This window comes from Pseudomonas sp. s4 (assembly GCF_046764235.1).
Lineage (GTDB): Bacteria > Pseudomonadota > Gammaproteobacteria > Pseudomonadales > Pseudomonadaceae > Aquipseudomonas > Aquipseudomonas asiatica.
In genome coordinates, this window is sequence record NZ_CP177209.1 from 3409138 (window position 1) to 3435181 (window position 26044).

The 26044-nt window shown below is 64.5% G+C and carries 18 protein-coding genes; 9 read left to right on the plus strand and 9 right to left on the minus strand.

Annotation, left to right across the window (positions count from 1 at the left end):
* Positions 1 to 5 precede the first annotated feature (5 nt).
* Together ACK56M_RS15930 and mobA are read left to right on the plus strand one after the other, a co-directional pair.
* Complete coding sequence (locus ACK56M_RS15930) at positions 6 to 3134, plus strand: efflux RND transporter permease subunit (protein ID WP_015270564.1); 3129 nt, start codon at positions 6 to 8, stop codon at positions 3132 to 3134.
* Positions 3135 to 3195: 61 nt separating this feature from the next.
* The gene (mobA, locus tag ACK56M_RS15935; RefSeq protein ID WP_015270565.1) at positions 3196 to 3771 is read left to right on the plus strand and encodes a molybdenum cofactor guanylyltransferase MobA; all 576 of its coding nucleotides are present in this window, start codon (positions 3196 to 3198) and stop codon (positions 3769 to 3771) included.
* Positions 3772 to 3840: 69 nt separating this feature from the next.
* On the opposite strand, the gene ACK56M_RS15940 is transcribed toward mobA, so the two are convergent.
* From ACK56M_RS15940 to peaA, 5 genes are all read right to left on the minus strand, one after another.
* Positions 3841 to 5514, minus strand: a complete 1674-nt coding sequence (locus ACK56M_RS15940; protein WP_015270566.1) for a fatty acid CoA ligase family protein — start codon at positions 5512 to 5514, stop codon at positions 3841 to 3843.
* Positions 5515 to 5645: 131 nt separating this feature from the next.
* On the minus strand, positions 5646 to 6767 hold the full coding sequence (gene peaD, locus ACK56M_RS15945; RefSeq protein WP_015270567.1) for a quinohemoprotein amine dehydrogenase subunit beta: 1122 nt from the start codon (positions 6765 to 6767) through the stop codon (positions 5646 to 5648).
* 32 nt (positions 6768 to 6799) lie between these two features.
* The gene (gene qhpC / locus ACK56M_RS15950; protein WP_004375838.1) at positions 6800 to 7123 is read right to left on the minus strand and encodes a quinohemoprotein amine dehydrogenase subunit gamma; all 324 of its coding nucleotides are present in this window, start codon (positions 7121 to 7123) and stop codon (positions 6800 to 6802) included.
* Between the two features lies 1 nt (position 7124).
* Entirely contained in the window at positions 7125 to 8555 is a 1431-nt protein-coding gene (gene peaB, locus ACK56M_RS15955) for a quinohemoprotein amine dehydrogenase maturation protein (RefSeq protein WP_015270568.1), read from the minus strand.
* Positions 8556 to 8604: 49 nt separating this feature from the next.
* Positions 8605 to 10170, minus strand: a complete 1566-nt coding sequence (peaA, locus tag ACK56M_RS15960; protein WP_054572755.1) for a quinohemoprotein amine dehydrogenase subunit alpha — start codon at positions 10168 to 10170, stop codon at positions 8605 to 8607.
* A gap of 492 nt (positions 10171 to 10662) precedes the next feature.
* Between peaA and ACK56M_RS15965 the strand changes: the two genes are divergently transcribed.
* Together ACK56M_RS15965 and ACK56M_RS15970 are read left to right on the plus strand one after the other, a co-directional pair.
* A complete protein-coding gene (locus ACK56M_RS15965; protein ID WP_015270570.1) occupies positions 10663 to 12156 on the plus strand; it encodes an aldehyde dehydrogenase family protein in 1494 nt (497 codons plus the stop codon).
* Positions 12157 to 12293: 137 nt separating this feature from the next.
* Complete coding sequence (locus ACK56M_RS15970; RefSeq protein WP_217190113.1) at positions 12294 to 13607, plus strand: alginate export family protein; 1314 nt, start codon at positions 12294 to 12296, stop codon at positions 13605 to 13607.
* A 139-nt stretch (positions 13608 to 13746) separates the two neighbouring features.
* Here the strand turns inward: ACK56M_RS15970 and ACK56M_RS15975 are convergent, their stop codons facing one another.
* Genes ACK56M_RS15975 through ACK56M_RS15990 form a run of 4 tightly spaced genes read right to left on the minus strand, consistent with a single transcriptional unit; the run spans position 13747 to position 19344 of the window.
* Entirely contained in the window at positions 13747 to 15039 is a 1293-nt protein-coding gene (locus ACK56M_RS15975) for an NAD(P)/FAD-dependent oxidoreductase (RefSeq protein ID WP_100413870.1), read from the minus strand.
* Positions 15032 to 15709, minus strand: coding sequence for a hypothetical protein (locus tag ACK56M_RS15980; RefSeq protein WP_015270573.1), 678 nt, complete (start codon positions 15707 to 15709; stop codon positions 15032 to 15034). Before ACK56M_RS15980 ends, ACK56M_RS15975 begins: the two co-directional genes overlap by 8 nt.
* Positions 15699 to 17432, minus strand: a complete 1734-nt coding sequence (locus ACK56M_RS15985; RefSeq protein WP_411958777.1) for an ABC transporter ATP-binding protein — start codon at positions 17430 to 17432, stop codon at positions 15699 to 15701. The genes ACK56M_RS15980 and ACK56M_RS15985 overlap by 11 nt, the downstream gene beginning before the upstream one ends.
* Before the next feature lies 1 nt (position 17433).
* Entirely contained in the window at positions 17434 to 19344 is a 1911-nt protein-coding gene (locus tag ACK56M_RS15990) for a sigma-54-dependent Fis family transcriptional regulator (protein ID WP_054572748.1), read from the minus strand.
* A gap of 915 nt (positions 19345 to 20259) precedes the next feature.
* Here ACK56M_RS15990 and ACK56M_RS15995 point away from each other — a divergent pair.
* Genes ACK56M_RS15995 through ACK56M_RS16015 form a run of 5 tightly spaced genes read left to right on the plus strand, consistent with a single transcriptional unit; the run spans position 20260 to position 26036 of the window.
* A complete protein-coding gene (locus ACK56M_RS15995) occupies positions 20260 to 22362 on the plus strand; it encodes a type VI secretion system Vgr family protein (protein ID WP_411958778.1) in 2103 nt (700 codons plus the stop codon).
* On the plus strand, positions 22359 to 22934 hold the full coding sequence (locus ACK56M_RS16000) for a DUF4123 domain-containing protein (protein ID WP_015270578.1): 576 nt from the start codon (positions 22359 to 22361) through the stop codon (positions 22932 to 22934). The genes ACK56M_RS15995 and ACK56M_RS16000 overlap by 4 nt, the downstream gene beginning before the upstream one ends.
* On the plus strand, positions 22931 to 23773 hold the full coding sequence (locus ACK56M_RS16005; protein WP_054572750.1) for a hypothetical protein: 843 nt from the start codon (positions 22931 to 22933) through the stop codon (positions 23771 to 23773). The genes ACK56M_RS16000 and ACK56M_RS16005 overlap by 4 nt, the downstream gene beginning before the upstream one ends.
* Positions 23766 to 25643 carry a hypothetical protein gene (locus ACK56M_RS16010; RefSeq protein WP_411958779.1) on the plus strand — a complete coding sequence of 626 codons (1878 nt, stop codon included), beginning with the start codon at positions 23766 to 23768 and terminating at the stop codon, positions 25641 to 25643. Before ACK56M_RS16005 ends, ACK56M_RS16010 begins: the two co-directional genes overlap by 8 nt.
* Entirely contained in the window at positions 25644 to 26036 is a 393-nt protein-coding gene (locus ACK56M_RS16015; protein ID WP_411958780.1) for a hypothetical protein, read from the plus strand.
* Positions 26037 to 26044 lie beyond the last annotated feature (8 nt).

Here is a 26044-nt window from a genome sequence, read left to right on the forward strand (position 1 = left end):
GATTCATGCCGCAATTCTTCATCGACCGCCCGGTATTCGCCTGGGTGGTCGCCCTGTTCATCCTGCTGGCCGGTGCCCTGGCCATCCCGCAGCTGCCGGTGGCCCAGTACCCCAACGTGGCCCCGCCGCAGGTGGAAATCTACGCCGTGTACCCGGGCGCCTCGGCGGCGACCATGGACGAGAGCGTGGTCAGCCTGATCGAGCAGGAGCTTAACGGCGCCGACAACCTGCTGTACTTCGAGTCGCAGAGCAGCCTGGGCAGCGCCACCATCACCGCCACCTTCGCCCCGGGCACCAACCCGGACCTGGCCCAGGTCGACGTGCAGAACCGCCTGAAGGTGGTCGAGTCGCGCCTGCCGCGCCCGGTGACCCAGCAAGGCCTGCAGGTGGAAAAGGTCTCCACCGGCTTCCTGCTGCTGGCCACCCTCACCTCCGAAGACGGCAAGCTCGACGAAACCGCCCTGTCGGATATCCTTGCGCGCAACGTGATGGACGAGATCCGCCGCCTCAAGGGCGTCGGCAAGGCCCAGCTGTACGGTTCGGAACGCGCCATGCGCATCTGGATCGACCCACGCAAGCTGATCGGCTTCAACCTCACGCCCAACGACGTGGCCGAGGCCATCGCCGCGCAGAACGCCCAGGTGGCCCCCGGCAGCATTGGTGACCTGCCCACCCGTGGCACTCAGGAAATCACCGCCAACGTGGTGGTCAAGGGCCAGCTGAGCACCCCCGAGGAGTTCGCCGGGATTGTCCTGCGTGCCAACCCGGACGGTTCCACGGTGACCATCGGCGATGTCGCCCGGGTCGAGATCGGTGCCCAGGAATACCAGTACGGCACGCGCCTGAACGGCAAGCCGGCCACCGCCTTCAGCGTGCAGCTGTCGCCGGGCGCCAACGCCATGGAAACCGCCACCCTGGTGCGGGCGAAGATGCAGGACCTGGCGCGCTACTTCCCGGAAGGCGTCAAGTACGACATCCCCTACGACACCTCGCCATTCGTCAAGGTGTCGATCGAGCAGGTCATCAACACCCTGTTCGAAGCCATGCTGCTGGTGTTCGCGGTGATGTTCCTGTTCCTGCAGAACCTGCGCTACACCCTGATCCCGACCCTGGTGGTGCCGGTGGCCCTGATGGGCACCTTCGCCGTGATGCTGGCCATGGGCTTCTCGGTCAACGTGCTGACCCTGTTCGGCATGGTGCTGGCCATCGGCATCCTGGTCGACGATGCCATCGTGGTGGTGGAAAACGTCGAGCGGATCATGGCCGAGGAAGGCCTGCCGCCCAAGGAGGCTACGCGCAAGGCGATGGGCCAGATCAGCGGCGCGATCGTCGGCATTACCCTGGTGCTGGTGGCGGTGTTCCTGCCGATGGCCTTCATGCAAGGCTCTGTGGGGGTGATCTACCAGCAGTTCTCGCTGTCGATGGCAGTGTCGATCCTGTTCTCGGCGTTCCTCGCCCTCAGCCTGACCCCGGCGCTGTGTGCCACCCTGCTCAAGCCGGTGGCCAAGGGCGAGCACCACGAACGCAAGGGCTTCTTCGGCTGGTTCAACCGGCGCTTCGAGGGCATGAGCAACGGTTACCAGCGCTGGGTGGTGCAGGCGCTCAAGCGCAGCGGCCGCTACCTGCTGGTATACGCGTTGCTGCTGGCGGTGCTGGGTTATGGCTTCAGCCAGCTGCCCACGGCGTTCCTGCCCACCGAAGACCAGGGCTACACCATCACCGATATCCAGCTGCCGCCGGGCGCCAGCCGCATGCGCACCGAGCAGGTGGCGGCACAGATCGAGGCGCACAACGCCGAAGAGCCCGGCGTGGGTAACACCACCTTGATCCTGGGTTTCAGCTTCTCGGGCAGCGGGCAGAACGCAGCGCTGGCCTTCACCACGCTCAAGGACTGGTCCGAGCGCGGTGCCGACGACAGCGCCCAGTCGATCGCCGACCGCGCGACCATGGCCTTTACCCAGCTCAAGGACGCCGTGGCCTATTCCGTGCTGCCACCGCCAATCGACGGCCTTGGCGAGTCGACCGGCTTCGAGTTCCGCCTGCAGGACCGCGGCGGCATGGGCCACGCCGAGCTGATGGCCGCCCGCGACGAACTGCTGGCAAATGCCGGCAAAAGCAAGGTGCTGACCAACGTGCGCGAAGCCTCGCTGGCGGAAAGCCCGCAGGTACAACTGGAAATCGACCGCCGCCAGGCCAACGCCCTGGGCGTATCGTTTGCCGATATCGGTTCGGTGCTGGACGTGGCCGTGGGTTCCAGCTACGTCAACGACTTCCCCAACCAGGGCCGCATGCAGCGGGTGGTGGTGCAGGCCGAAGGCGACCAGCGCAGCCAGGTCGAAGACCTGCTGAAGATCCACGTGCGCAACGACAGCGGCAAGATGGTGCCACTGGGCGCCTTCGTCCAGGCCAGGTGGGTCAGCGGCCCGGTGCAGCTGACCCGCTACAACGGCTACCCGGCGGTGTCGATTTCCGGCGAACCGGCAGCCGGCTACAGTTCGGGCGAAGCCATGGCCGAGATCGAGCGCCTGGTGGCCCAGCTGCCGGCCGGTGCCGGCCTGGAATGGACTGGCCTGTCGCTGCAGGAGCGGCTGTCCGGCAGCCAGGCACCGATGCTGATGGCGCTGTCGTTGCTGGTGGTGTTCCTGTGCCTGGCAGCGCTGTACGAAAGCTGGTCGATCCCCACCGCAGTTCTGCTGGTAGTACCGCTGGGCGTGCTCGGTGCGGTGCTGGCGGTGACCCTGCGCGGCATGCCCAACGACGTGTTCTTCAAGGTCGGCCTGATCACGCTGATCGGCCTGTCGGCGAAGAACGCCATCCTGATCATCGAGTTTGCCAAGAGCCTGGTCGACCAGGGCGTGGATGCTGCCGACGCCGCCGTGCAGGCCGCGCGCCTGCGCCTGCGCCCGATCGTGATGACCTCGCTGGCGTTCATCCTGGGCGTGGTGCCACTGGCCATTGCCAGCGGCGCCAGCTCGGCCAGCCAGAAGGCGATCGGTACCGGGGTGATCGGCGGCATGCTCAGCGCCACCCTGGCCGTGGTGTTCGTGCCGGTGTTCTTCGTGGTGGTGATGCGCCTTGCCGGGCGACGCCAGGCGGGTAATGCCGACACGCAGGCCGTGACCAGCGACAGCTGACTGGACAAGCCCCGCGTGAAATGGGAGGGTTCCCGGCATTGACTGCCCGGAACCCTTTTTCATGCCTGATGCCCTGCCCCCCTGCTCCATCCTCATTCTCGCCGGTGGCCGCGGCCAGCGCATGGGCGGCCGCGACAAGGGCCTGGTCGACTGGCAGGGCGAACCGCTGGTGGCGCATGTGCAGCGCGTGGTACGGCCGCTCAGCGATGACCTGGTGATTTCCTGCAACCGTAACCAGCAGGCCTACCGGGCGTATGCCGACCAGTTGGTCGGCGATGCCGAGGCGGACTACCCCGGGCCGTTGGCGGGGGTGATTGCCGGGCTCAAGGTGGCGCGGCATGAATGGGTGGTGCTGCTGGCCTGTGATGCACCGCTGGTTGACCGGGGGTTGATCGAGGACCTGCTGCACCTGGCGGTGGCGGGTGACAGTGCGGCCATGGTGCGCCAGGGTGGGTACTGGCAGCCGATGTTCAGCGTGCTGCCACGCCGGGTGTTGCCGGTGCTGGAGCAGGCCTGGGCGACGGGCGAGCGGAGTTTGCAGAAGGCCTTGCTGCGTGAAGCGGTGCAGGGGCTGGAATGTGCCGACGATGATCGCAGGTTGAGCAACTTCAACAGCCCGGAGTTGCTGCAGGGCTGAGGTCATCTGCTGCCTGACCATCAGGCCTGCGCGCTCCTACAGGGGCCCACTTCCTTTTCAATGGGTGATTTACCCGGCAAACAGCTCCTCGACACTGATCTCGCGCATGCGGAACTTCTGCACCTTGCCGGTCACCGTCATCGGGAACTCATCGACAAAGCGGAAGTACCGGGGCACCTTGAAGTGTGCGATCCGCGCCTTCGCCCAATCGCGCAGTTCCTCCGCGCTGGCCGTATGCCCCGGATGAAGCCGCACCCAGGCCACGATCTCTTCACCGTACTTGCTGCACGGCACGCCAATCACCTGCACATCGGCCACCGCCGGGTGGGTGAAGAAGAACTCCTCCAGCTCGCGCGGGTAGATGTTCTCGCCGCCGCGAATGATCATGTCCTTGCTGCGCCCGACAATACGCACATAGCCCTGCTCGTCCATCACCGCCAGGTCGCCGGTGTGCATCCAGCCTTCCTCATCGATGCTTTCGGCCGTGGCCTTGGGGTTGTTCCAATAGCCCAGCATCACGCTGTAACCCCGCGTGCACAATTCGCCGATCTCGCCCCGCGGCAGCGTGTTGCCATCGGCATCAATCACCTTGTTCTCCAGCCTTGGCTGGGTGCGCCCGACGCTGGTCACGCGGCGCTCCAGGTCGTCGCTGGCGCCGGTCTGCAGCGACACCGGGCTGGTTTCGGTCATACCGTAGGCAATCTGCACCTCGGCCATGTGCATCTCGCCGATAACCCGGCGCATCACTTCGATCGGGCAGGTGGCGCCGGCCATGATCCCGGTGCGCAGGCTGGACAGGTCGAACTCGTCACGCTGCGGGTGGTCCAGTTCGGCAATGAACATGGTCGGCACACCGTACAAGGCAGTGGCCTTTTCTTCCGCCACCGCACGCAGGGTGGCCAATGGGTCGAAGGCGTCGTTGGGGTAGATCAGGGTGCTGCCGTGGGTCATGCAGCCGAGGTTGGCCATGACCATGCCAAAGCAGTGGTACAGCGGCACCGGCACCACCAGCCGGTCATGCTCGGTCAGGCCCAGGCTTTCACCGACCATGTAGCCGTTGTTGAGGATGTTGCTGTGGCTGAGGGTGGCGCCTTTCGGGAAACCGGTGGTGCCCGAGGTGTACTGGATATTGATCGGGTCGTCGCAGCGCAGCTGCGCCTGGCGCTCGGCAAGGGCTTCGCGGCTGACGGCCGCGGCACGGGCCTGCAGGTCGTGCCAGGCGAGAAAGCCCGCCGGTGGCGCAGCGGCCAGGCTGACCACACCGCGCAGTTCGGGGAAGCGTTCGCAGATCAGGGCGCCCGGCTGGCTGCTGGCCAGGCCCGGAACCAGGCCCAGCAACATGGCGTGGTAGTCGGATGTCTTGAACGCGTCGGCGCAGATCACCCAGCGGCAGCCGGACTGGCCGAGGGCGTAGTCCAGTTCGCTGGAGCGGTAGGCCGGGTTGATGTTGACCAGGATCGCGCCCACCTTGGCGCTGGCGAACTGGGTGATGCACCACTCTGCGCAGTTGGGTGCCCAGATACCGAGGCGGTCACCGGGCTGCACGCCCAGGGCCATCAGCGCACGGGCGTGCTGGTCGACCGCGTCGGCCAGCTGCTGCCAGGTGTAGCGCAGGGCCTGGTGGCGGACGACCAGGGCGTCACGGTCGGGGAAGCGGGCGACGGTGGTGTCGAAGGCGTCGCCGATGCACTGGGTAAGCAGGGGTTTGTCCTGGTTGCCCTGGGAGTAGCTTGGCTGGGGCATGGGCGGTCTCTTGTTGTTCTTGTGTTGATTGAGCGGGCCTCTTCGCAGCACAAGGCTGCTCCTACATTGGAGCGCAGTAGCCTGTAGGAGCAGCCTTGTGCTGCGAAGAGGCCAGTGAAGCCATCCTGGAGCTAACGGATGAACACCTGCGGCGTGGTGGTGGACATGTCCCCACCCGGCAACTTGATGTTCTTCACTTTCTCCAGCGTATCCGGGTTGAACACCGCCAGGTCATTGAAGGTGCCGCCCAGGTACAACTTGTCGCCTTTCTTGTCGAAGGCCACGCAGTAGTAAGTGTGGTCCAGATTCGCCGCCTTGATCAGCTTGCGCTGTTTGAGGTCGTACTTGGCCAGGCGGTTGAGCACGCCGTAGATCTGGTTCGGGTCTTTCGGCGAACGCAGCCCGGTGAAGTACAGCTCGGTCAGGTCGGCAAATTCCTGGGTGTGGGTCTTGCCGGTCTTCAGGTCGACGCTCAGGTAGCCATACAGCAGATCGGCGGTGGCCGGGTCCTGCTTGTCATCCTTGAACCTGGCAATGGTGTACAGCATCGAAAACTCGTGGCGCGGGCTCTGGTGCGGCCAGAAGTACAGCACGTCCGGGGCGCTGTAGCCTTTGCGGTTCCAGTTGCGTAGCGGCAAGGCCACCGTGTACTTGCCGGTCTTCACGTCCATCTTGTAGATGTCCGGCCCGGCGACGTACAGGCTGCCATCGTCCGCCGCACGCATCAGGTACACCTGGCGCGGCATCGGGAAGGTGCGCACCGGCTTGGCCTCCAGGCCATCGGCGGTGCTGAACACTTCCAGCCGCGGTGGCTTGACCACGTAGTGGTCGTTCAGGCGCTGGGTGGGGTTGACCGTGGCGTACACTTCCTTGCCGTCCGGGCTGATGGCGAACGAGTACATCGACCGGCCCACCTCACCCGGCACACTGGACAGGTTGGCGTGGAAGGTGTTCTTGCAGGTGTCCAGGTCGATGCCGTAGATGTCGCCGTAGTGGTTGTTGAGCACGTAGGCGGTGCGGTTGTCCGGCGCCATCATCGCGGTGCCGGGGCCGAACTTGTCGGGCATCACGCAGCTCTTGTACACCGTGTCACTGGCCACATCGACCACGTGCAGGTTGTTCGGGTAGTTGGTCACGATCATGTATTCGTGGCCAGCCTTCAGCGCCGGCCCGGTGTCGGCGGCCTGTACCAGCCCGGCACAGGCCGTGGCGGCGATGGTGAGCGCGAGTGACGCGCAGCGTCCAGCTTTCATGCGGTTTCCCCTTGTCATTCTTGTTGGGCCGGTCACTTGTCTTTCGGGAACACGGTGCCGAGGTTGCGCCAGTCTTCCGCCGAGTTGCTCGCCTGGGCGTTCCAGTCCTGGTAGGTGCTCATCATGTCCGGCACCTGGGCCGGCCACCAGCAAGGGTCGGAGCAGCCATACAGGTCGGCCTCCATCGGCTGGCACAGCGAGCTCACGCCACCAAAGGCGTCCACTTCCCAGCCCGGGTCGGTGGTGGCGGTGCAGCCCGCCACTGCGCTCATGGCCATGACTTCTTCGACGCGGTCTTCGGCGGCGGCCTGCTCGAGGATGCGCGCCTTGTTGTTCAGGGGCTTCAAGTGCTTCATGTCAGTGCGCCTTCCGCGGGGTGATGTAGCGATCGATGAAGGCCGGGTTGGCGGCCATGATGCGGCTGTAGACTTCGATGCCGAAGTCGACCCAGTCGCGCATCAGTTCGCAATAGTGGTAGGTCGGGTGCTGCGGGTCGCCATAGCGGGCATAGCTTTCGTGGTAGCAGCCGCCGGAGCACAGGTTGCGGATGCGGCAGCTGTCGCAGCCGGTGTTGCTGCGGTCCAGGCGCTGCGACAGGAAGTCGTTGAGCTGCGCCTGCTTCACGCCCTGGTGCACATTGCCGAAGGTCGGCAGGCTGGAGCCGGTGAAGCGGTGGCACAGGTTCAACTCGCCCTCATGGTCCACGGCCAGCATCTTCAGCCCGGCGCCGCACGGCAGGGCCTTCTTGTGGCCTTCGTGGATGTCGGTGATCAGCTGGTGCAGGTTGGAGAAGCCGATGTTGCGGTGCTCCAGCGCAGCCTCCAGGTAACGCCGGCCCAGCGCCTTCATGTTGGCGAACACCTGCACCAGCTCTTCGCCCGTGAGGTTGAAGTTGGCCATGTCGCCGGAGGTGACCGGGGCAAAGCCGACTTCAGCGAAGCCCAGTTCGTTGAACAGGTGGTTCCAGATGGTCTCGACATCGGTGATGCCACGGGTCAGCGTGACCCGCGCGCCCACCGGGCGGCTGTGGTAGCGCGACAGCAGCATGTCGACCTTGCGCCGCACCACGTCATAGGTGCCCTGCCCGCCCACGGTGATGCGGTTGCGGTCGTGCACGGTCTTGGGGCCGTCGATGCTGATCGACAGGCCGAAGCGATGGGCATTGAGCCAGTCGACGATCTCTTCGTTGAGCAAGGTGGCATTGGTGGTCATGATGAACTCCACCTGCTTGCCCGCCTCGGCGAAGCGCCGCTCGCAGTAGGCGACCATGTGCTCGATCAGTGGCCGGTTGGACAGCGGCTCGCCACCGAAGAACACCACGCTGTAGCGCTGCTCGTCGGGCGACTCCTTGAGCAGCATCTCCACCGAAGCCTCGGCGGTGGCAGTACTCATCTTCTTGCCCGCGGACGGTTTGTCCAGGTCTTCCTTGTAGCAGTAGGTGCAGCTGAGGTTGCAGCCGGTGTTGACGTTGAGCACCACGGTGTTCAGCGCCGTGCGCTCGACCTGCTTGAGGGCGATTTCCGGGGTCAGCGGCGAGCCGTCGCTGACCAGTTCCAGCGCGATCAGCTCGCGCAGGGTGTCCTGGATATCGCTGCCGGCAAACCGCTGGCCAAGGCGCTGCATCAGCTCCTCGGCCGAGCAGCCTTGCTGGCGCAGGGTGTCGATGATGCCGCCGGTCACCGCGTCGGCGGTGAACAGCGAACTGCTGGGGATATGGAACAGCATGCGGTCGGCGTCGACCTGCACTTCATGCAGGTTGCGTTCGACCAGATTCAGTAGCGCGCCCATGGCGACCTCCCGATAATCGATCCGTTGGAAAACCGTAAGCCCCCTGCCGTTACGGCAGCGGCGGGTTGTTCCAGCGCTGTACGGTGACGATCATGTGCCCCTCGCCAGTCTGGCCACCGTCGGCCAGGGTGGCGATGACCTTCAGGTTGCCGGCGTTGTTGGTCATCATCTTGCGCTCCGGGTTGGGGCCAGCGCCGCCTGGCACGAACACGCCATCGGCCTGCATCTTCCCGGCGAACTTGACGTCCTCGTCCTCGACCGCACGCTCGTTGAACGGCTCGACCTTCCAGCTGGCCGGCAAGTAGCCGATGCGCAGCGGCTGGCCATTGGCGTCCTTGCCCCAGGCTTCGGCCTCGAAGCGGCCCTGCACCTTGGGCACCGAGGCGCCGTTTTCACCGATGCGGGCGATGGAGAACGCCGGCACCACTTTCACTTCCTCGACCTTGTCGTACACCGCCAGGTTGACGCCCTTGAGCGCCCCTACGGCGACTTCGCGCTGGCCAGGCCTGGCATCGGCCGCGGCGCGGGCCTTCACCCGTACCAGGGTTGGGGTCTGCTCCAGTACCTCGGTCACTTCCACGCCAGCGCCCAGGTCCGGTTTGCCGGCCAGGCCGCTGCCGACCAGGGTGATCTCGCTTTCGCCACCGGCCTTGATGAATGCCGGTTGTACCGCCAGCAGGCGCGCCTTGCCCTCCTTCACTGCGGTGAAGTCCAGGCCACGCTCGTCGTGCTCGGCCTCGAACATGCGGCCCTTCATTTCGCCATCCAGCGCGGCGAACACCTGGCGCAGGTTGGCGTCGCCGACCTTGACGTTGCCACGCCATTCATAGCCGTTGTAGAGGATCGCCGACCCGCTGCCATTGAACGGCGTGCCGTCGGCATAAGCGCCCTTGACCTCGACCTTGAAGGTGTCACCCTGGTCAGGCGTGACGCTCATCACCCCGCGCACATCGCCCTTGGCCAGCATGTGGCCGCTGAATGTCCACTGGCCCGGCAGCGTATCGGCCTTGGGCCTGGCTTTCTGCCATTCGGCCCACGCCGCGCTTTCCAGCGGGTAGCGCTTGGCCAGGTCCGGCACCACTTGTTGCAGGGCGATCGGCAGCCAGTCGCGGTCACGCGCCTGGGCCTGGTATTCGAGGGACGGCCACTGGCCGAGATGGAAGTTGACCAGGTGCTCCCACTCCTTGGCCGGGCGCCGCTGCAAGGCGACACGGGCACCGGAGTGGCAACGGCCACAGGTTTCGCTGAGCTGGGTGTCGAACTGCTCGACGGTGTTCAGCCGGCGCTCCATGGCATACCGCACGCCATCGGTTTCGCTGGGCGCCAGGCCCTGCTTGTCGGCCAGGTACTTGACCAGGGTGCGGCGGTCGTCGTCGCTGATCTGCAGGCCGTGCATCACCTGCATGCGGGCGATGCTCATCAGCCAGCCTTCCGGCGTCTTGCGCTGGTGGCTGATGCGGCTGTAGGTGTCGTTGCCTTCGGGGATATGGCACCCCATGCACTTGTTCTGCAACAGGCTCGGGCCCTGCTCGGCCGCCATGGCCTGGGTGCTCAGCAGCGCGGCGGCGACCAGCGCCAGTTTGCCCGCATGCCGCCGGAGTCGAGTCGTCTTCAAGGTCAGACCTCCACGGTTGTTGTTCTTATCGTTTTCGCACGCTTTGGTACAGCAGGTGTGCATGTGACGGTTGTGATACAGGAACTGTGCCAGGTGCTGTGAAAGTGTTTTAAATCAAGCCATTGAGGTCAATTACCGGATAATGGCAATGCAAGGACAGCTTCTTTGAGCGTCCCATTCCGCGACTGAGTGTTTCACCTTGAGACACTGGGCCTGCTGCGCAGGCCTTTCGCGACACAAGGCCGCTCCTACAAGGGATCGCGTACGGCCTGTAGGAGCGGCCTTGTGTCGCGAAAGGGCCGCACAGCGGCCCCCGCTTTTACTGTTTCACCACCGTCTCACACCGTCTCAATGTGCAACAGCGCAACCCTGCAATCCCAACCTTGCAGCAGGAAAAAACCCAACCCGTTCAACGGTTTGCAGCCATCTACCGACCTTGGCACGCCCATTGCGCCTATGCCTGTCACATCCAATGACAAGAGGCACCGTCCCATGCTTTCCGAACTGCCCATCCTGCCCGCCACCCGCGCCTTTCTCGAACGCAAGCTGAAGATGCGCATCGGCGCCGACTGGCAGGACGCCGCCAGCGGTCGCACCCTGTCGTTCCGCAACCCGGCCACTGGCGAGGTACTGGGTGAAGTGCCCGCCGCCGAGGCCGAAGATGTCGACCGCGCCGTGCGCGCCGCTCGCCAGGCCTTCGACGATTCGCCGTGGAGCCGCCTGCGCCCACGCGAGCGGCAGAACCTGCTGTGGCGCCTGGCCGACCTGATGGAGCGCGACGCCCGCCAGCTGGCCGAACTGGAATGCCTGAACAACGGCAAGAGCGCCGCCGTTGCCCAGGTGATGGACGTGCAACTGGCCATCGACTTCCTGCGCTACATGGCCGGCTGGGCCACCAAGATCGAGGGTAGCACCGTCGAAGCCTCGATGCCGTTGATGCCCAACGACCAGTTCCATGGTTTCGTGCGGCGCGAGGCAGTGGGCGTGGTCGGCGCCATCGTCGCCTGGAACTTCCCGTTGCTGCTGGCCTGCTGGAAGCTCGGCCCGGCCCTGGCTACCGGTTGCACCGTCGTGCTCAAGCCCGCGGACGAAACACCGCTGAGCGTGCTCAAGCTGGCTGAGCTGGTGGACGAAGCCGGCTACCCGGCAGGTGTGTTCAACGTGGTCACCGGCACCGGCCTGAACGCCGGCGCCGCACTCAGCCGCCACCCCGGCGTGGACAAGCTGACCTTCACTGGCTCCACCGAGGTCGGCAAGCTGATCGGCAAGGCAGCCATGGACAACATGACCCGTGTCACCCTGGAACTCGGCGGCAAGTCGCCGACCATCGTCATGCCCGACGCCAACCTGCAGGAAGCCGCGGCCGGCGCGGCCACGGCGATCTTCTTCAACCAGGGCCAGGTGTGCTGTGCCGGGTCCCGCCTGTACGTGCACCGCAAGCACTTCGACAACGTGGTGGCCGACATCGCCGGCATCGCCAACGGCATGAAGCTGGGCAGCGGTCTGGACCCGGCAGTGCAGATGGGTCCGCTGATCTCGGCCAAGCAGCAGGACCGCGTCACCGGCTACATCGAGCTTGGCCGCGAGCTGGGCGCGACCATTGCCTGCGGTGGCGAAGGCTTCGGGCCGGGCTATTTCGTAAAGCCGACAGTGATCGTCGATGTCGACCAGCGCCACCGCCTGGTGCAGGAAGAAATCTTCGGCCCGGTGCTGGTGGCGATGCCGTTCGATGACATCGACGAAGTGATCGGCATGGCCAACGACAACCCCTATGGCCTGGGTGCGAGCATCTGGTCCAACGACCTGGCCGCCGTGCACCGGATGATCCCACGCATCAAGTCGGGGTCGGTGTGGGTCAACTGCCACAGCGCCCTCGACCCTGCCTTGCCCTTTGGCGGCTACAAGATGTCCGGCGTCGGCCGTGAGATGGGGGCGGCTGCCATCGACCACTACACCGAGCTGAAATCGGTGTTGATCAAGCTCTGATCATTTTCCTGTACCGGCCTCTTCGCAGCACAAGGCTGCTCCTACAAAGGTAGCGCGGTCCTTGTAGGAGCAGCCTTGTGCTGCGAAGACGCCGGCACAGGCAACCCGAGAACAACAACAAAAACATGGAGCACACCATGAGGCACAAACTCGCCTGCACATTGGCCCTGCTGTTCGCCGCCCCGGTCACCCAGGCCTACGAGCTGTACAACCACGACGGCACCACCCTCAACGCCGACATCGAAGCCCTGTTCGGCGCTTTCCACAGCGACGAAAGCTTCAACCTCGCCGGCAACCGCAAGCCTGGTAGTACCGCCTGGCAGGAAGGCTACGTCAAGTATGGCCTCAGCGGCAGCCAGGCCCTGGCCGACAGCGGCGCGCTCTACGGTGCCTTCAACCTGCTCAGCTCCGCCACCTGGGGCGACGGCGATGCCGCCGGCCTGACCCTGGGGGACGAGCGCCGCACCGCCATCGAAGACCTGTACCTGGGCTGGCGCTCGGCCAACCTGTTCCCGGCCCTGGGCGAAGACGGCGTGAACATTTCCGGCGGCCGCCAGGTGGTGACCCTGGGCGACGGCTTCCTGATCCAGGGCGACCCAGTGAACCTGGGCAAGGTCGACCTGGGCGCCAACTTCGACCGCGGTGGCGCCTACTACCTGGCCGCACGCAAGGCCTTCGACAGCACCGCCGTGCTGCGCCTTGGCGGCAAGCAAGGCTGGCGCAGCGACCTGATGTGGCTGAAGTCCGACAACCACTACCAGGCCGACACCTCGCTGGCGGTGGCCAACCTGGAACACGTCGCCGACGCCGGCACCGTGGGCCTGAGCTGGATCCACGGCCTCGATGTGGACCAGCGCTACGCGCAGATCATGGGCCTGGAACACCGCGACGGCATGGACACCGCCAGCCTGCGCGGGCGTGGCAACCTGGGGGTGAAAGACCTGGAGCTGGCCGCCGAGTACGTGACCCAGGACAAAACCGGCGGGCGGGAGAACGCCTGGTACCTGGAAGGCAACTGGACCTTTTCCGAACTGCCCTGGTCCCCCACCGCCACCTACCGCTACAGCCGCTTTTCCGAAGACTTCGACCCGCTGTTCTATGGCCTGAGCCGTGGCTATGGCACCTGGTTCCAGGGTGAGGTGGCGGCGAACTATGCCGGGCCGTTCAACAGCAACAGCCAGGTGCACCACGTGGCGCTGAAGGGCAAACCACGGGACAACCTGACCGTCGGCGCGCTGTACTTCGACTTCGATACGCTGGACACCGACCAGGGCAACCTGGGCGGGCGGGAGCTGGACCTGTATGTGGAATGGATGGTCAACGACCACCTGCTGATCAGCCCGCTGGTAGGGTTCTACAAACCGGAACGCAGCGCGGCCAATGGCGGGACGCAGCTGGGTGGGCGGGATACCGGGACCTATATGCAGCTGATCGTCGGGACTTTCTTCTGATTCGAAATCCTGGGGCTGCTACGCAGCCCATCGCGACACAAGGCCGCTCCTACAGGTACCGCACAAGCATCATGGGCATCACCGAACCTGTAGGAGCGGCCTTGTGTCGCGAAAGGGCCGCAAAGCGGCCCCGGCAATCTCAAACCAAGCCCTGCTCCAACAACCACCGCCGCACCATCCTCTGCTGCTCCCCTGGCAGGCCTGACAACACTGCCTCGAGAGGTCGGCCGCTACACAGCCCCCGCACCACTGGCGCCAGCTCCACCCCCTGCAAATGCCACACCCCCAACGGCTGATCCGCCGTCACCACCACCTCGGCCTCATCCACCAGCCCGTCACGCAACACTGGCCGCCGCTCGACCCTCACCGCGCTCCAGTCCGCCGCCACGTGCAATGCCTGCATGTCCGGCCACCCCTGCCGCCGCGTCCAGAATGGCTGCCCCACCCGACCCTGCTCTTGCCCATAGAAATCCCGCCCGATCCGGGCAAAACGCAAAAACAGCTGTTCGATCCGCTGCTGGTGAAACTGCCGCGCCAACCCGGCCCGCTCGGGCCTGCGCAGCAAGGTATTGATCACCACCGGCGCCTGCAGCGCCGAAGACAGCGACTGGAAGATCCCGTTGCCCGACAGTGGGTCAACGGCCATCGCGGCATCGCCCACGCGTATCCAGTCCTGCCCGACGCACTCACCGGCCAGAATCGCGGTGCTGCTGCGCGCATGCACCTCTGCCGGCGCCAATGCCCTGGCATCGAACAGCTCGGCCACCAGCGCGCTGTCGGCTCGCCGCGCCGCGCAATAATCCGCCAACCCGGCCTTGCCCGGCAGCCCTGCGGCGTCCAGGGTGACTTGCCAGTAGCAACGGCCGTCTTCCAGGCGCGCCATCCACGCCCAGCCATCCGCCAGGCTCTCCACCGCCGACGCGGGCGCCCCGGGAGCGGCCTGCCAGACATTGAGCAAGCTGACCGTTTCCGGCCCGCGCAGGCGGTCGGCAGCCAGCGGGGCCTGGCGGCCTCGGGCTTCGACCAGGAAATCGGCCTGCAGTACCTGCCCGTCGTCCAGGCGAATGCCATGACCGACTTCGCGAACCACCTCACGCACCCGCCCCTCGACCACGCTCACACCCGCACGCTGAAGGTCGTCGCGCAGCGCCCGGTCAAACCTTTGCCGATCCAGCAGAAACTCCTGGTTCAGGTGCAGCTGCTGGCCGTTCCAGTGCACTTGCCGAGTCGCCGGCATCGCCGCCTGGCGCAACGCCCCGCCAAGGCCGGCGTGGCGCAGACCGTCCAGCACCCGCTGCGAAACCCCTTCGACCGCGGCGAACCGGCGCCACTCGGACACCACCGTCACCGCATAACCCAGCCGCCGCAAGCCAATGGCCGTGGCCGCACCCGCAGGGCCTGCCCCCAGCACCACAATGCGCGGTTCAGCCATGGCCGGCACCTCGTCGCTCGGGGCCGGTAAACGCCGCGTGGTGGCGCAACCAGTCATGAACCTGCTGGTGGCCCATGCCCGGCTCATCACGCAGCAACGCAGCAATCCTGCCACTCAGGGCCGCACAGCCCAGGCTCGCGCCCGCCCTGCCGCCCGCGCCCACATAACCGCCGAAGTCCGCCTGCCGGGTACCCAGCCAGGACCACTGGCCCGGTGCACAGCGGGCATCGCCGGTAACCCGGATCACTCCGGGGTAGCTGGCCGGATACACCGGCCCGCCCTGGGCCGGGCTGGAGGCGCACAACAGCACACCCGCGGCCAAAGCCTCGGCGCAAGCCTGGTGCAGCACAGGCCGGTCCTGCTGCAGGCCAAGGCTGAGGTTGACCAGCGTAACCCCCGCCTCCACCAGCCACAGCAGCGCGGCCGCCACCTGCAAGGCACTGGTGCTGGCCTGGGCGCCGAAAACCTGGGCCAGCAGCACAGGCACCGGCCCGGCCTCCCGCTGCAAGCCGGCGAGCACCGCGCTACCGTGCCCAAGCTGGTCGGGCAGCATGTCACCTTCGCGCAACTGGCCGTCCTCCAGCCAGAAGCGGCGCGCGCCCAGCAAGGCGCTGGCCTGCTCCGGCGTGCAACCACTGTCGATCACGCCAACACGCACGTCAGTGCCCATGCTTGATCACCTCCTCGGGCAGCACCTGCAACTGGCCAGCGTGCAACTGCAGGTGCAGGTCGGCATCGGCCAGGGTCGAAGCACGGTGACTGATCAGGATGCGCGTGCGGCCGGCGAACAGCTGGTCGATGGCCGCGATCACTTCGCGCTCGGTGGCTTCGTCCACCGCCGAGGTGGCCTCGTCCAGCACCAGGATCGCCGGCGCCTGAAGCACCGCGCGGGCGATAGCTATGCGTTGTTTCTGCCCGCCGGACAACTGCTGGCCACGCTCACCGAGCAGGCCGTCCAGGCCCAGCGGCAGGCTGTCGACCAGGCTGTCCAGCCGCGCCAGGCGCACCACCCGCTCCAGTTCCTCACGGCTGGCCTCGGGCACGCCGTAGGCCAGGTTCTGTGCAAGGGTGCCGCGGAACAGCACGATATCCTGGCTGACCACCGCAATACGCCGGCGCAGCGCGGCCAGGTCCAGCTCGCGCAAGTCGATGCCATCCAGCAGGATGCGCCCGGCGTCCGGGTCGTAGAAGCGCTGCAGCAGGTCGATCAAGGTCGACTTGCCCACCCCCGATGCACCGCTAATGGCGACCTTCAGGCCACCCGGCACGCACACCTGCACGTCGTTCAGCACCGCGCCCTGGCGCCCTTCATGGGCAAAACTCACCCCCTCGAGGCGCAATTCGCCCGGCCCGTCGGGCACCGGCTGCGGGTTGGCTGCCGGGCGCACGGCCACGGCCTCCTGCTTCAGTTCCATCACCCGCCCCAGGCTCACCGCCATGCGCTGCACCGCCACGTACAGGCCCAGCAGGCTCTGCACCGGCCCTACCGCCATGCCCATGTAGGTGGAAAAGGCGATCAGCGCACCCAACTGCCAGGTCCCCTGAATCACCCACCAACCGCCGACCAGGAACGCGCAGGCGCGGCACCAGGAGGTCAGCGTGCCGGGGATGGCCTGGGTGAAGAATTCGGTCACCTGCACCTTGAGCAGCTGGCGCATGTAGCCCTGGCCCAACTGGTCCAGGCGCCCCGCCTCGCGGCCTTGCTGGCCGGCGGCCTGGATGAACTTCATTGCCGGCAGGGTTTCGACCAGGAACGACGACACATCTGCCGAGCGTTCGCGCAGGGTGCGTACTTCGCGCTCAACCTTGCGCCGCATCCAGCGCAGCCACAGCACTTCTATCGGTACCAGCAGCGCCAGCAGCAAAGACAGTTGCCACGACAGCATCAGCATCAACACCACCGCGCCCACCAGGCCGATCACCGCCGACACCGCCGAAAACAGCGAATCCACGGCAAAGCGCTGGATTTCCGCCACATCGCCATCCAGCCGCGAAAGGATGTCGCCGATGCGCCGCCGCCCGTAGAACGTCGGCGACAGCTGCTGCAGGTGGCGGTAAAGGTCGTCGCGCAGGGCAAACAGGATGCGCCCCGACAAGCGCGTGTGCAGGTAGCGGTTGACCCCGGCCAGCACGGTACCCAGCAGGCCCGCGCCGATCATGATCTCGGCCATGTGCCAGAGGGTCTGGTAGTCCTTGGCCAGCAGCCCCTCGTCGATCAGCGTCTTGACCAGCCAAGGTTGCGCCAGCGCCAGCAATGAGGCACCCAGCGACAAGCCGAGCAACAGGCCGATGGCGCGTCGATGGGGGCGCACGAAACCATACAGCCAGGCCAACGCCTGGCGCATGAGCACAGGGTCGCTGGACTCCACCAGCCGGGCGAACAGGCCGCCCACGTCAGCCGCGCAACTGTTTGAGCTTGCGGTACAGCGTCGCCCGGCTGATACCCAGCGCCTCGGCCGCCGCGGACACATTGCCCTGATGGCGCGCCAAGGCGCCACGTATCAGTTCCAGTTCGTTGTCCTTGAGGCTGCCGGAAGGCGCCGTGCCACTGGCCAGTTCGTCCAGCAGGCAGTCGGTGAGGTGGTCCAGGGTCAGCACCTGCTCGCCGTCCTCGCGCATGGCCAGCGCGGTGCGCACGACCATTTCCAGCTGGCGGATGTTGCCCGGCCAGTCGAAGCCTTCGAGCAACGCGGTCAGGGCCGGGTCCAAGGTCACGCCCCGGGCATCGGACTTTTCCAGCAGCCCCTGGATGATCGCAGTCAGGTCATCACGCTCGCGCAGTGCCGGCAGGCGCAGCGACACGCCGTTGACCCGGTAGTAAAGGTCTTCGCGGAAGTGCTGCTCCTGCACCAGGCGCTTGAGGTCGCGGTGCGTGGCACAGATCAATGCCACATCAATGTCCTGCTCGTCGCCCGCCCCCAGCGGTGCCACTCGCCGTTCCTGCAGTACCCGCAACAAGCGCGCCTGCAGCGCTAGCGGCATGTCGCCGATTTCGTCGAGGAACAGCGTACCGCCGTGGGCCTGCATCAGCCGGCCGACCATGCCGCCCCGGCGCGAGCCGGTGAACGCACCTTCACGGTAGCCGAACAGTTCGGACTCGATCAGCCCTTCGGGGATGGCCGCGCAGTTGACGGCCACGAACGGTTTGTCGGCACGCGGGCTGGCCTGGTGCAGGGCCCGGGCGACGACTTCCTTGCCAGTACCGGTCTCACCCAGCAACAGCACCGGCAGACCATTGCCCAGCCCCTGGCGGGCCATGCGCAGGTTGCGCGCCAGGCGCGGGTCGCCACCGGCCAGGGCGTCGAGGGCGGGTGACTGCTTGCCCGGCGCCGGCTTGCTCACCGGCGTGCTGCCGTTGACCCGGCCATGGCGCGGCAGCTGCAGGGCGCGGAAGTAGAACTCGCCCTTGGCCGTTTGCACACTGCTCACCCCGCCCTGCCACAGGCGGGCGATGAAGGCCGGTGACCGTTCACCCAGCAGGTCGCTGCTGCGCCGGCCCAACAGCTCATGGCGCGGCACCTGCAACAGCTGGCAGGCACTGTCGTTGGCAGCCAGCACTTCACCGTCCAGGCTCAGCGCCAGCAGGCCATGCCAGGCGCTGTTGAGGTATTGCGGGCGGCTGTGGAAGGCCAGCACCAATTGCTCCGGGTGGCACAGGCCAAACATGCGGCTTTCGATGTTGCCGGCCGCCAGCATCAGCGTCGACAGGCTGTCCTGTGGTTGCGCCATCACCCCTTCACGGGTGATGTCGAGCACGCCGATCACCTCGCCGCGCGGGTCGCGCAGGGGTACCGAAGTGCAGGAGAACGGGCTGAGGCGGTCGAGGTAATGTTCGCCGCAGTTGATCAGCGTCGGCCGGCCTTCCACCACTGCCGTGCCGATCGCATTGGTGCCACGCAGCGACTCGCTCCAGCAACTGCCCGGGTGCAGGTCGCGCAGGCCCTCGCGTTGCAGCACGTGCTTCTGCCCTTCGATGGCCAGCACATTGGCCTGGGCGTCGCCGAGGATGACGATGCCGGCCTTGCCCTGACGCGCGACCAGATAGTCCAGTTCCGGGGTAACGGCGTCAACCAGCAGGCGGTTGCGCTCCAGCAGCATGCGCAGGTCGTGGCCCTGCTCCAGGCCCAGGCCGACCTGCTCGCCCTGCAGGCAGTCCAGCCCATGGCCAAGGCTACGCCGCCAGGAGGCATCGATCTCGTCGCGCAGCATGCCCAGTGGCAGCTCGCCTTCGCTGGCCAGCTTCAGGCGGGCCTGGCGGGATTCGTGCAGCGGGTCGTGGGCGTTTGTTATTAGTTGTCGCGCCATTTTCTACTCCGGCTGTGCCCCGCAAGGTGGCGGGGAACGGGCTTGGGAATTTTCCGCAGTGTGCGGGAGAAATCCCTGGCCGTCATCAGGCTGAGGTAGAAGGTGGCATATGGTGACGTTTACGTAAAGGGACAGGCAGGAGCACCGCCTTGCTCAAGATCTGAAAGCTTGCGCAAGCTTTGTGGGAGCGGGTTCCTCGAGGTCGATCACGGCTGCCGCTTGATTTCAACAAAGCCCAGGTGCCCGCCAGACACCTGGCACCGGCCCATTCGCGGGTAAACCCGCACACAGGGACGGCGTCGCACTTGAGATCACGCGGTACTTGTGGGAGCGGGCATGCCCGCGAACACCGGCAAAGCCGGTGCCATCCACCGCGTTGCCTGCTTCGCGGGCGCGCCCGCTCCCACAGGTACTGCGCTGGCTTCGAGTTGGCGCTGAACCTGTGGGAGCGGGTTCACCCGCGAAGAGGCCCTCAAGCTCAATCACGGCTACCGCTTGATTTCAACGAAGCCCTGGCGCCCATCAGTCACCCGGCACCGCCCCATTCGCGGGTAAATCCACTTCCACAGGGACGGCGTCGCACTTGAGATCCCACAGGTACTGCGCTGGCTTAGCCACCATAAAACGAAACAACCGGGCACAAAGCCGCTCCTGCAGAAACAGCGCACAACTTGTTCTCAACTAATGGCCGCGAAGACAACTTAAAGCCACCCAACAACCAAGAAAAAAACACTAAGTTACAAGTTTCAGAAAGTCCCTACTTATAACCCAAAACAACAACACCCTGTTTATTTAAATCCCGCCGCAGCCCGCCTACCCTGCAAGTCCGCCCTCGCCATCAACCTTACCCCAGGCCCAATCTTCACCGGGCCTACGGCTGATACCGGAGCAATTCCTAACAAGGGAAAACACGCCATGTACCGACAATCTGATCTGCGCTTCAGCTTTCAACCCTTGGCTGGCGACATTCAATTCGAGGTGATTTCATTCGAACTCGACGAAGCCATCAGCGCACCATTCCAGTTGAAGCTGGAGCTGATCAGTCACGAAGATGAAGTCGACTTCGGTCAGTTGCTCGACAAGCCGGTACTGTTCACGATCTGGCAGCACGAACGCCCACTGCGCTACGTGCACGGCGTGACAAGCAGCTTCAGCCAAGGTGAAACGGGCTTTTATCGCACCCGTTACCATGCCTTGGTCGAGCCCCTCCTGGCCCGCGGCGGGTTGCGTTCGAACTGGCGAATCTTCCAGCAGAAAACCGTGCCGCAGATTCTCGAAATCATGCTCAAGCGCCAGTGCATCCTTCATTTCGAGTTGCACACTTTTGGCGACCATCAGGTGCGCGAGTTTTGCGTACAGGCCGGTGAAACAGACCTCGACTTCATCGCCCGCCTGGCGGGTGAAGAGGGTTTCATCTATCGCTTCGAGCACACGCCAAAACAACACCTGCTGGTCATCACCGACCGACTGCTGGCGCTGGGGCAGATCAGCCGAGGCGCGATCAAGACCGAAGACGACGATGAAGGGCTTCCTGAAGAGGACGACGTCGGCCCCGACCAGGTGCTGTACCGCGCCAACAGCGGTGGTGATCAGGCCAGGCCTTGCCTGCGCCGCCTGCGCTACAGCGAGCAGGTACGCACCGCACGACAGGTACAGCGGGACTACACCTTCACCAACCCGCAGTACCGGCAGGAACACCGCGCAGATGACAGTGGCATCGCCCATCAGTCCCGGGATTATGAGCGCTTCGACTACCCCGGCCGTTACAAGCGCGATGTGGTCGGCGTCCCCTTCACCGCCACGCGACTCACGGCCCTGCGCCATGACGCCCGTATTGCCGAGGTAGAGGGCGACGATGTGCGGCTGCAACCAGGCCTGAGCTTCACCCTCATCGAACACCCCCGCAAAGACCTCAACACACACTGGCGCGTGATGCGCGTGCATCACGAGGGGAGCCAATTCACCAGCCTGCAAGAAGAAGCAGCCGGAGCCGAACAGGGAACGCGCTACTCGCAGGAAGCCGTGCTGGTGCCCGGCCGGATCGAATGGCGACCTGCGCCGCTGGACAAACCGCGCATCGATGGCCCGCACATGGCCACCGTCGTCGGTCCACCCGGCGAGGAGATCTATTGTGACGAATGGGGACGGGTCAAGGTCAGCTTCCCCTGGGATCGCGAGAGCAGAAACAACGAGTTCAGCTCCTGCTGGGTGCGCGTATCACAAGGTTGGGCAGGCGGCAGCTGGGGCTCGATGGCTATCCCACGCATCGGCCAGGACGTGATCATCCAGTACGTCAACGCCGACCCCGACCAGCCAATGATCACCGGGCGCACCTACTGCGGCGATCAACTGCCGCCCTACGAGCTGCCGGAACACAAGACGCGCATGACCATCAAGAGTCAGACCCACAAGGGTAATGGCTTCAACGAACTGCGTTTCGAAGATGAACTGGGTCGGCAGGAAGTGTACGTGCATGCCGAAAGGAACATGAATACCAAGGTCAAACACGACCAGACCCTGAACGTCGGCAATGATCGCGCCACTGCGACAGGCCGGGACCAAAACACCAGCATTGCGCGTGACGAGACTATCGATACCGGACGTGATCGCCGCGATCATGTTCACCAGGACCGATTCACCAGCATCGACCGCAACGATATCCACACCATTGGCAACACAAGCCGCATCACCATTACCGCCGACCACAGCCTGAGTATCGGCGGCAATCAGTCGCTCGTCATCGAAGGTACGCGCGCCATTGAAGCCCGTACTGCACAACGCCTGCTGACCCGGTATTACATGCTTCAGGGCACGGAACGCATCCACATCCGTGGCCCGAGCGGCAAGATCATCCTCGATACCAACGGCATCACTATCGAGGCTCCCAACATCCACTTCAAAGGCAATGTCACCTACCAGACACCTGTGCAGGCCCAGGTCGAAGCCATCGAGGCCGCCATTCGAGAAGGCTCACCGCTGATTGAAGAATGCCCCTTTGCCGGGAAGGACGACGCATGAGCCTGCACCAGCAATTAAGCGAAGGCAGCCTGTACACGGGTGTCGTCAGTGCAAGCCTGTTCGTGCTTGCCGAAGCGTCGGCCAATCCGGGCCTGCTGGGCAGGCTCGAGTTTCATTCCACCCGACACCAATGCCTATGGCACCTGGACCATCACACCGGGCTGGAGAAGCATGCGCCATTACTGTTCCAGCTGACAGCAGGCAGCGAACTGGATGCCTGGCTTGGCGGCCTGGACGGGGCCTTCGCCTGTACTGTCGCCGAGACCACTCTGCCCCTCGAAGCCCTCGCGAGGCACCTGCGCCGCTTTGGCAAAGTCCAGGAAGGCCGACGTCGGTACTTCATGAGGCTTGGTGATCCTCGGTCGCTAAGCTTCTATGTCGGCTCACTGACGCACCAGCCAGACACCCTGGCCCGGCTGTTCGATCACGGACGCATACGCAGACTCTACTTTCACGATTCACGAACCGGGCTTGCACTTGGCGCACAGCCGCTGTTCGAGCAAACAGAAAGCAGCATCGAACGGGAAGGCTGCCTGGCCTGGCTGCCATTGCGCCACGAGGTCCCTGCATGAGCCTGCCGAAACTGAATCTGGGTGCGCTGCAAGCTGCCTCGCTACGGACCACCAACCGTCGACTGTCCCGCTTCCTGCTGGGGACGTTGGACGGTTCGATTGCGCGCTTTCATACCCGTCCCGAGGATGTTCCCCTGCTGGTAGCCAATGCGGGGGCTCTGGTCAGCAACAGGGGCTACACCTGCGGCAAGGAATACAGCTTGCTGGTGCTGAGCCATTTCTTGCTGGGTCTGGGCTGGTGGAACGACCCCGCAAGCGTATCGGTGTGGTCAATCCACCAGGTTCCCGGCCTTACCCAGGATGAGCGACTCGACATGCTGACCGTGCGGGCAGTAGCCCACCGTATGCAGTGGGAGGGTCAACTCACCCTTATGCATGACGTTACACGGCAGATTTTGCGCTTGCCCGATGACGATTGCGACCACGACCGGCAGTGGCGATCACTGGAGCAACTGATGACCCTGCGCGGCATACCGGCTGACGCGCAGCAGTCTTGTTACTGCTGCTATGAGTCGGATGCCAGCCGCCGCTATGCGCTGCCCGCCATCACTCACAAGGAGCTGAACGGGAACGAGATCCTCGCCCACCGCTATTACGGAAAACGGCTACCTCAGCCGTCCGATGACCTGTACAAGCTGCCCCCGTTGCCCCGCAGCCAAGTGCTGATGCATGTGCTCCTGGCGATCGCGTTCGGTCGACACTTTTACCTCAACCCATTGTTCACCCCTTGGGTGAAGTTGCTTGAAGCCACCGACTCTCCCCGAGAGCGCTGCCGGGTGTTGGCAAGTCAATTGGCAGCCCACCAACAAGCACTCAAGGAGCCGAGCCCGCATGGTTGAAGCATCTGCTTTACAAACGCTGGGGCAAGCCGCACTCAACGGGGCGCTGCCTGTTCCACCCGACATTTGCGTACCCTGCTCCCTTCCCGGCGCGCTGTTCTCCCTCGACGGCGGCGACGGTTGCGACCAGTTGCTGGGCATCCCCTCCCAGAACGGCGTCGGCCCTGCCTGGTTTCGCAACAACCCCTGGATCCGCGACCAGGCGCGCAACCACCGCGATACCTTCCTCCAGCAGGTGCTGGAGCATGCCGGCGACACGCTGGGCAATGCCTGGCTGGCTGAGTTTCATGCCTTTGCCGCCAGCGAAAAGCTGCAGTTGGTTTGCATCGACGACGAGATCCGCCTCGACGAACTGCCCCCACCCGTACTCGACCACATGGGCGAGCGCAGCCAGCACGGTTATGCCTTTGCCCTGCACAGCAATTTCTTGTTCACCGACCACAAGATCTATTTCGCCACCTTCACCCATGTGCAGTGGGCCGAGGCGCAACGGGAAGAGTACGTCGACGAGCACGGCACCCAGCGTATCAGCCCGCCCTACACCTGGCACACGCCCAGTGGCCTGTACCCGGTCGAACAGGCCTGTGAACAGCTGGCCCGGCACTACGCCGAAGCCAAGGCCCGGGCTCGCTTCTGGCAAGGCGTCATTGGCGCGGGCGAATTCGCCCTCGGAGTGCTGGCATTCATACCGGTGGTGCGCGGCATCAAGGGCACCGTATCGCTCGGCCGCTATGCCTTCGTCGCCCTGGAAGCCGCGCTGGCCGCCGATGCCATGGTCGACGGCAGCAGCCGCATGATCACTGGCGAAGGCCTGAGTATCGGCGAGCAGTTCTTCACCGACCTGGCGCGCCTGGCCAATCCCGACACTGCCGAGGCACGTGGCAAGCAGGTATTCATGGCCATCAACCTGGCCCTGCTGCTGCCGGCCGCCATCGGCGGCGCCCGTTGGCTGATGCACAAGTTGCAGCCCGGCAGCATGACCACCGTACGCCTCGACAACGCCGCGCTGTCGCAAGAGGAAGTCCGGCGCCTTGGCAACCGCAGCGCCGGCGAAGTCACCGTACTGGAAACCCGCATCCAGCGACGCCCCCGTGAGGGTGAGCTGCCGGTCACTGCCCGTGAACTGCACTCGGTGGAGCGCAATGCCAGCCTGGTCGCGCTCGATGTGGCTGGCGGCAAGGCCGACTATGCCTACATGGCCACCACCCTGCGCGACAGGCTGGTGGCCATGATTCAGCACAGCATCGGGCCGGTGCGCATGGGCGGCAGCCTGACCCGGGTCGTCGCCGATGCCGGCGAAGAAGCCCTGGCGGCGGCCCTGGTCAGCCACTGGAAGGTCAAGCCGGAGAACATCCTCGGCCTGAGCACCCACCCTTCCCGGCCCAGCCAGTTCGGTTTGAAAAACAAGAGCGACCAGGGGATCGACATGCTGGTGTACGTGCCACCACCGCCCTCGATGACGGTGCGTAACCCGACGACGCTGGAAATGCGGCATCACATCGACGGGCTGAAAGGGACGGCACCCGTGGAAGAGTTGAAGTTCGAGGCTGGGACGTTGTTGGTGATTGAAGTGAAGACGACGTTGGGGAAGAGCAAGACTCCTGGTTTTTTGAAGACACAAGCCAGTGGCGGAGCAGCCAACTTAGAGCGCATACAATATTTATCAGACCGAAAGCTACAAGGCTGGAACGAAAAGCTACTAGAAAGTTTTGACCAAAATTTCCCCGATAAAGTGAAAGCTATAACTAAGGCCGTGGAATCTGGGAAAATTTCATTCCTTCATGCTCAAATCTTCTTCAGCCCAACCGGACAGTTAAGTAGCCCTGACGGGAATTCAAACCGGAATCCAGTTAAATCTATGGAACCATAAATGAATAAGCAACAAAAAAAACGACTCGACCGTAGTCTGCACGCCCTGCCTGAATGGGCTAAACATGACCTTTCCGTCGACCATGGAATGCTGAATTCATATATCAACCATGGTGAGTCCATTGGAGCAGCGTGCAAGCAGATTTTCAGAACAGGCATAAACGAAATCAGTGAAGGGCTATTGCAGGAGCTACACAAACCGAAGTACTACGCTAACGAGCTTATCCGTTGCGGGATTGTGAAAATGCTCGTAGCAGATTGCCTATTAATTCAAACAAAGAAAGGCACTCAAAGGTGGTCCAGTGACACACTAGATGGGATAACTCAAATCATGCTCTGCGCCATGGCCGTTGGCCACTTTGGCTCGATAAAACCAGGCGGTTGCAGAAGCTGAGTGCAACA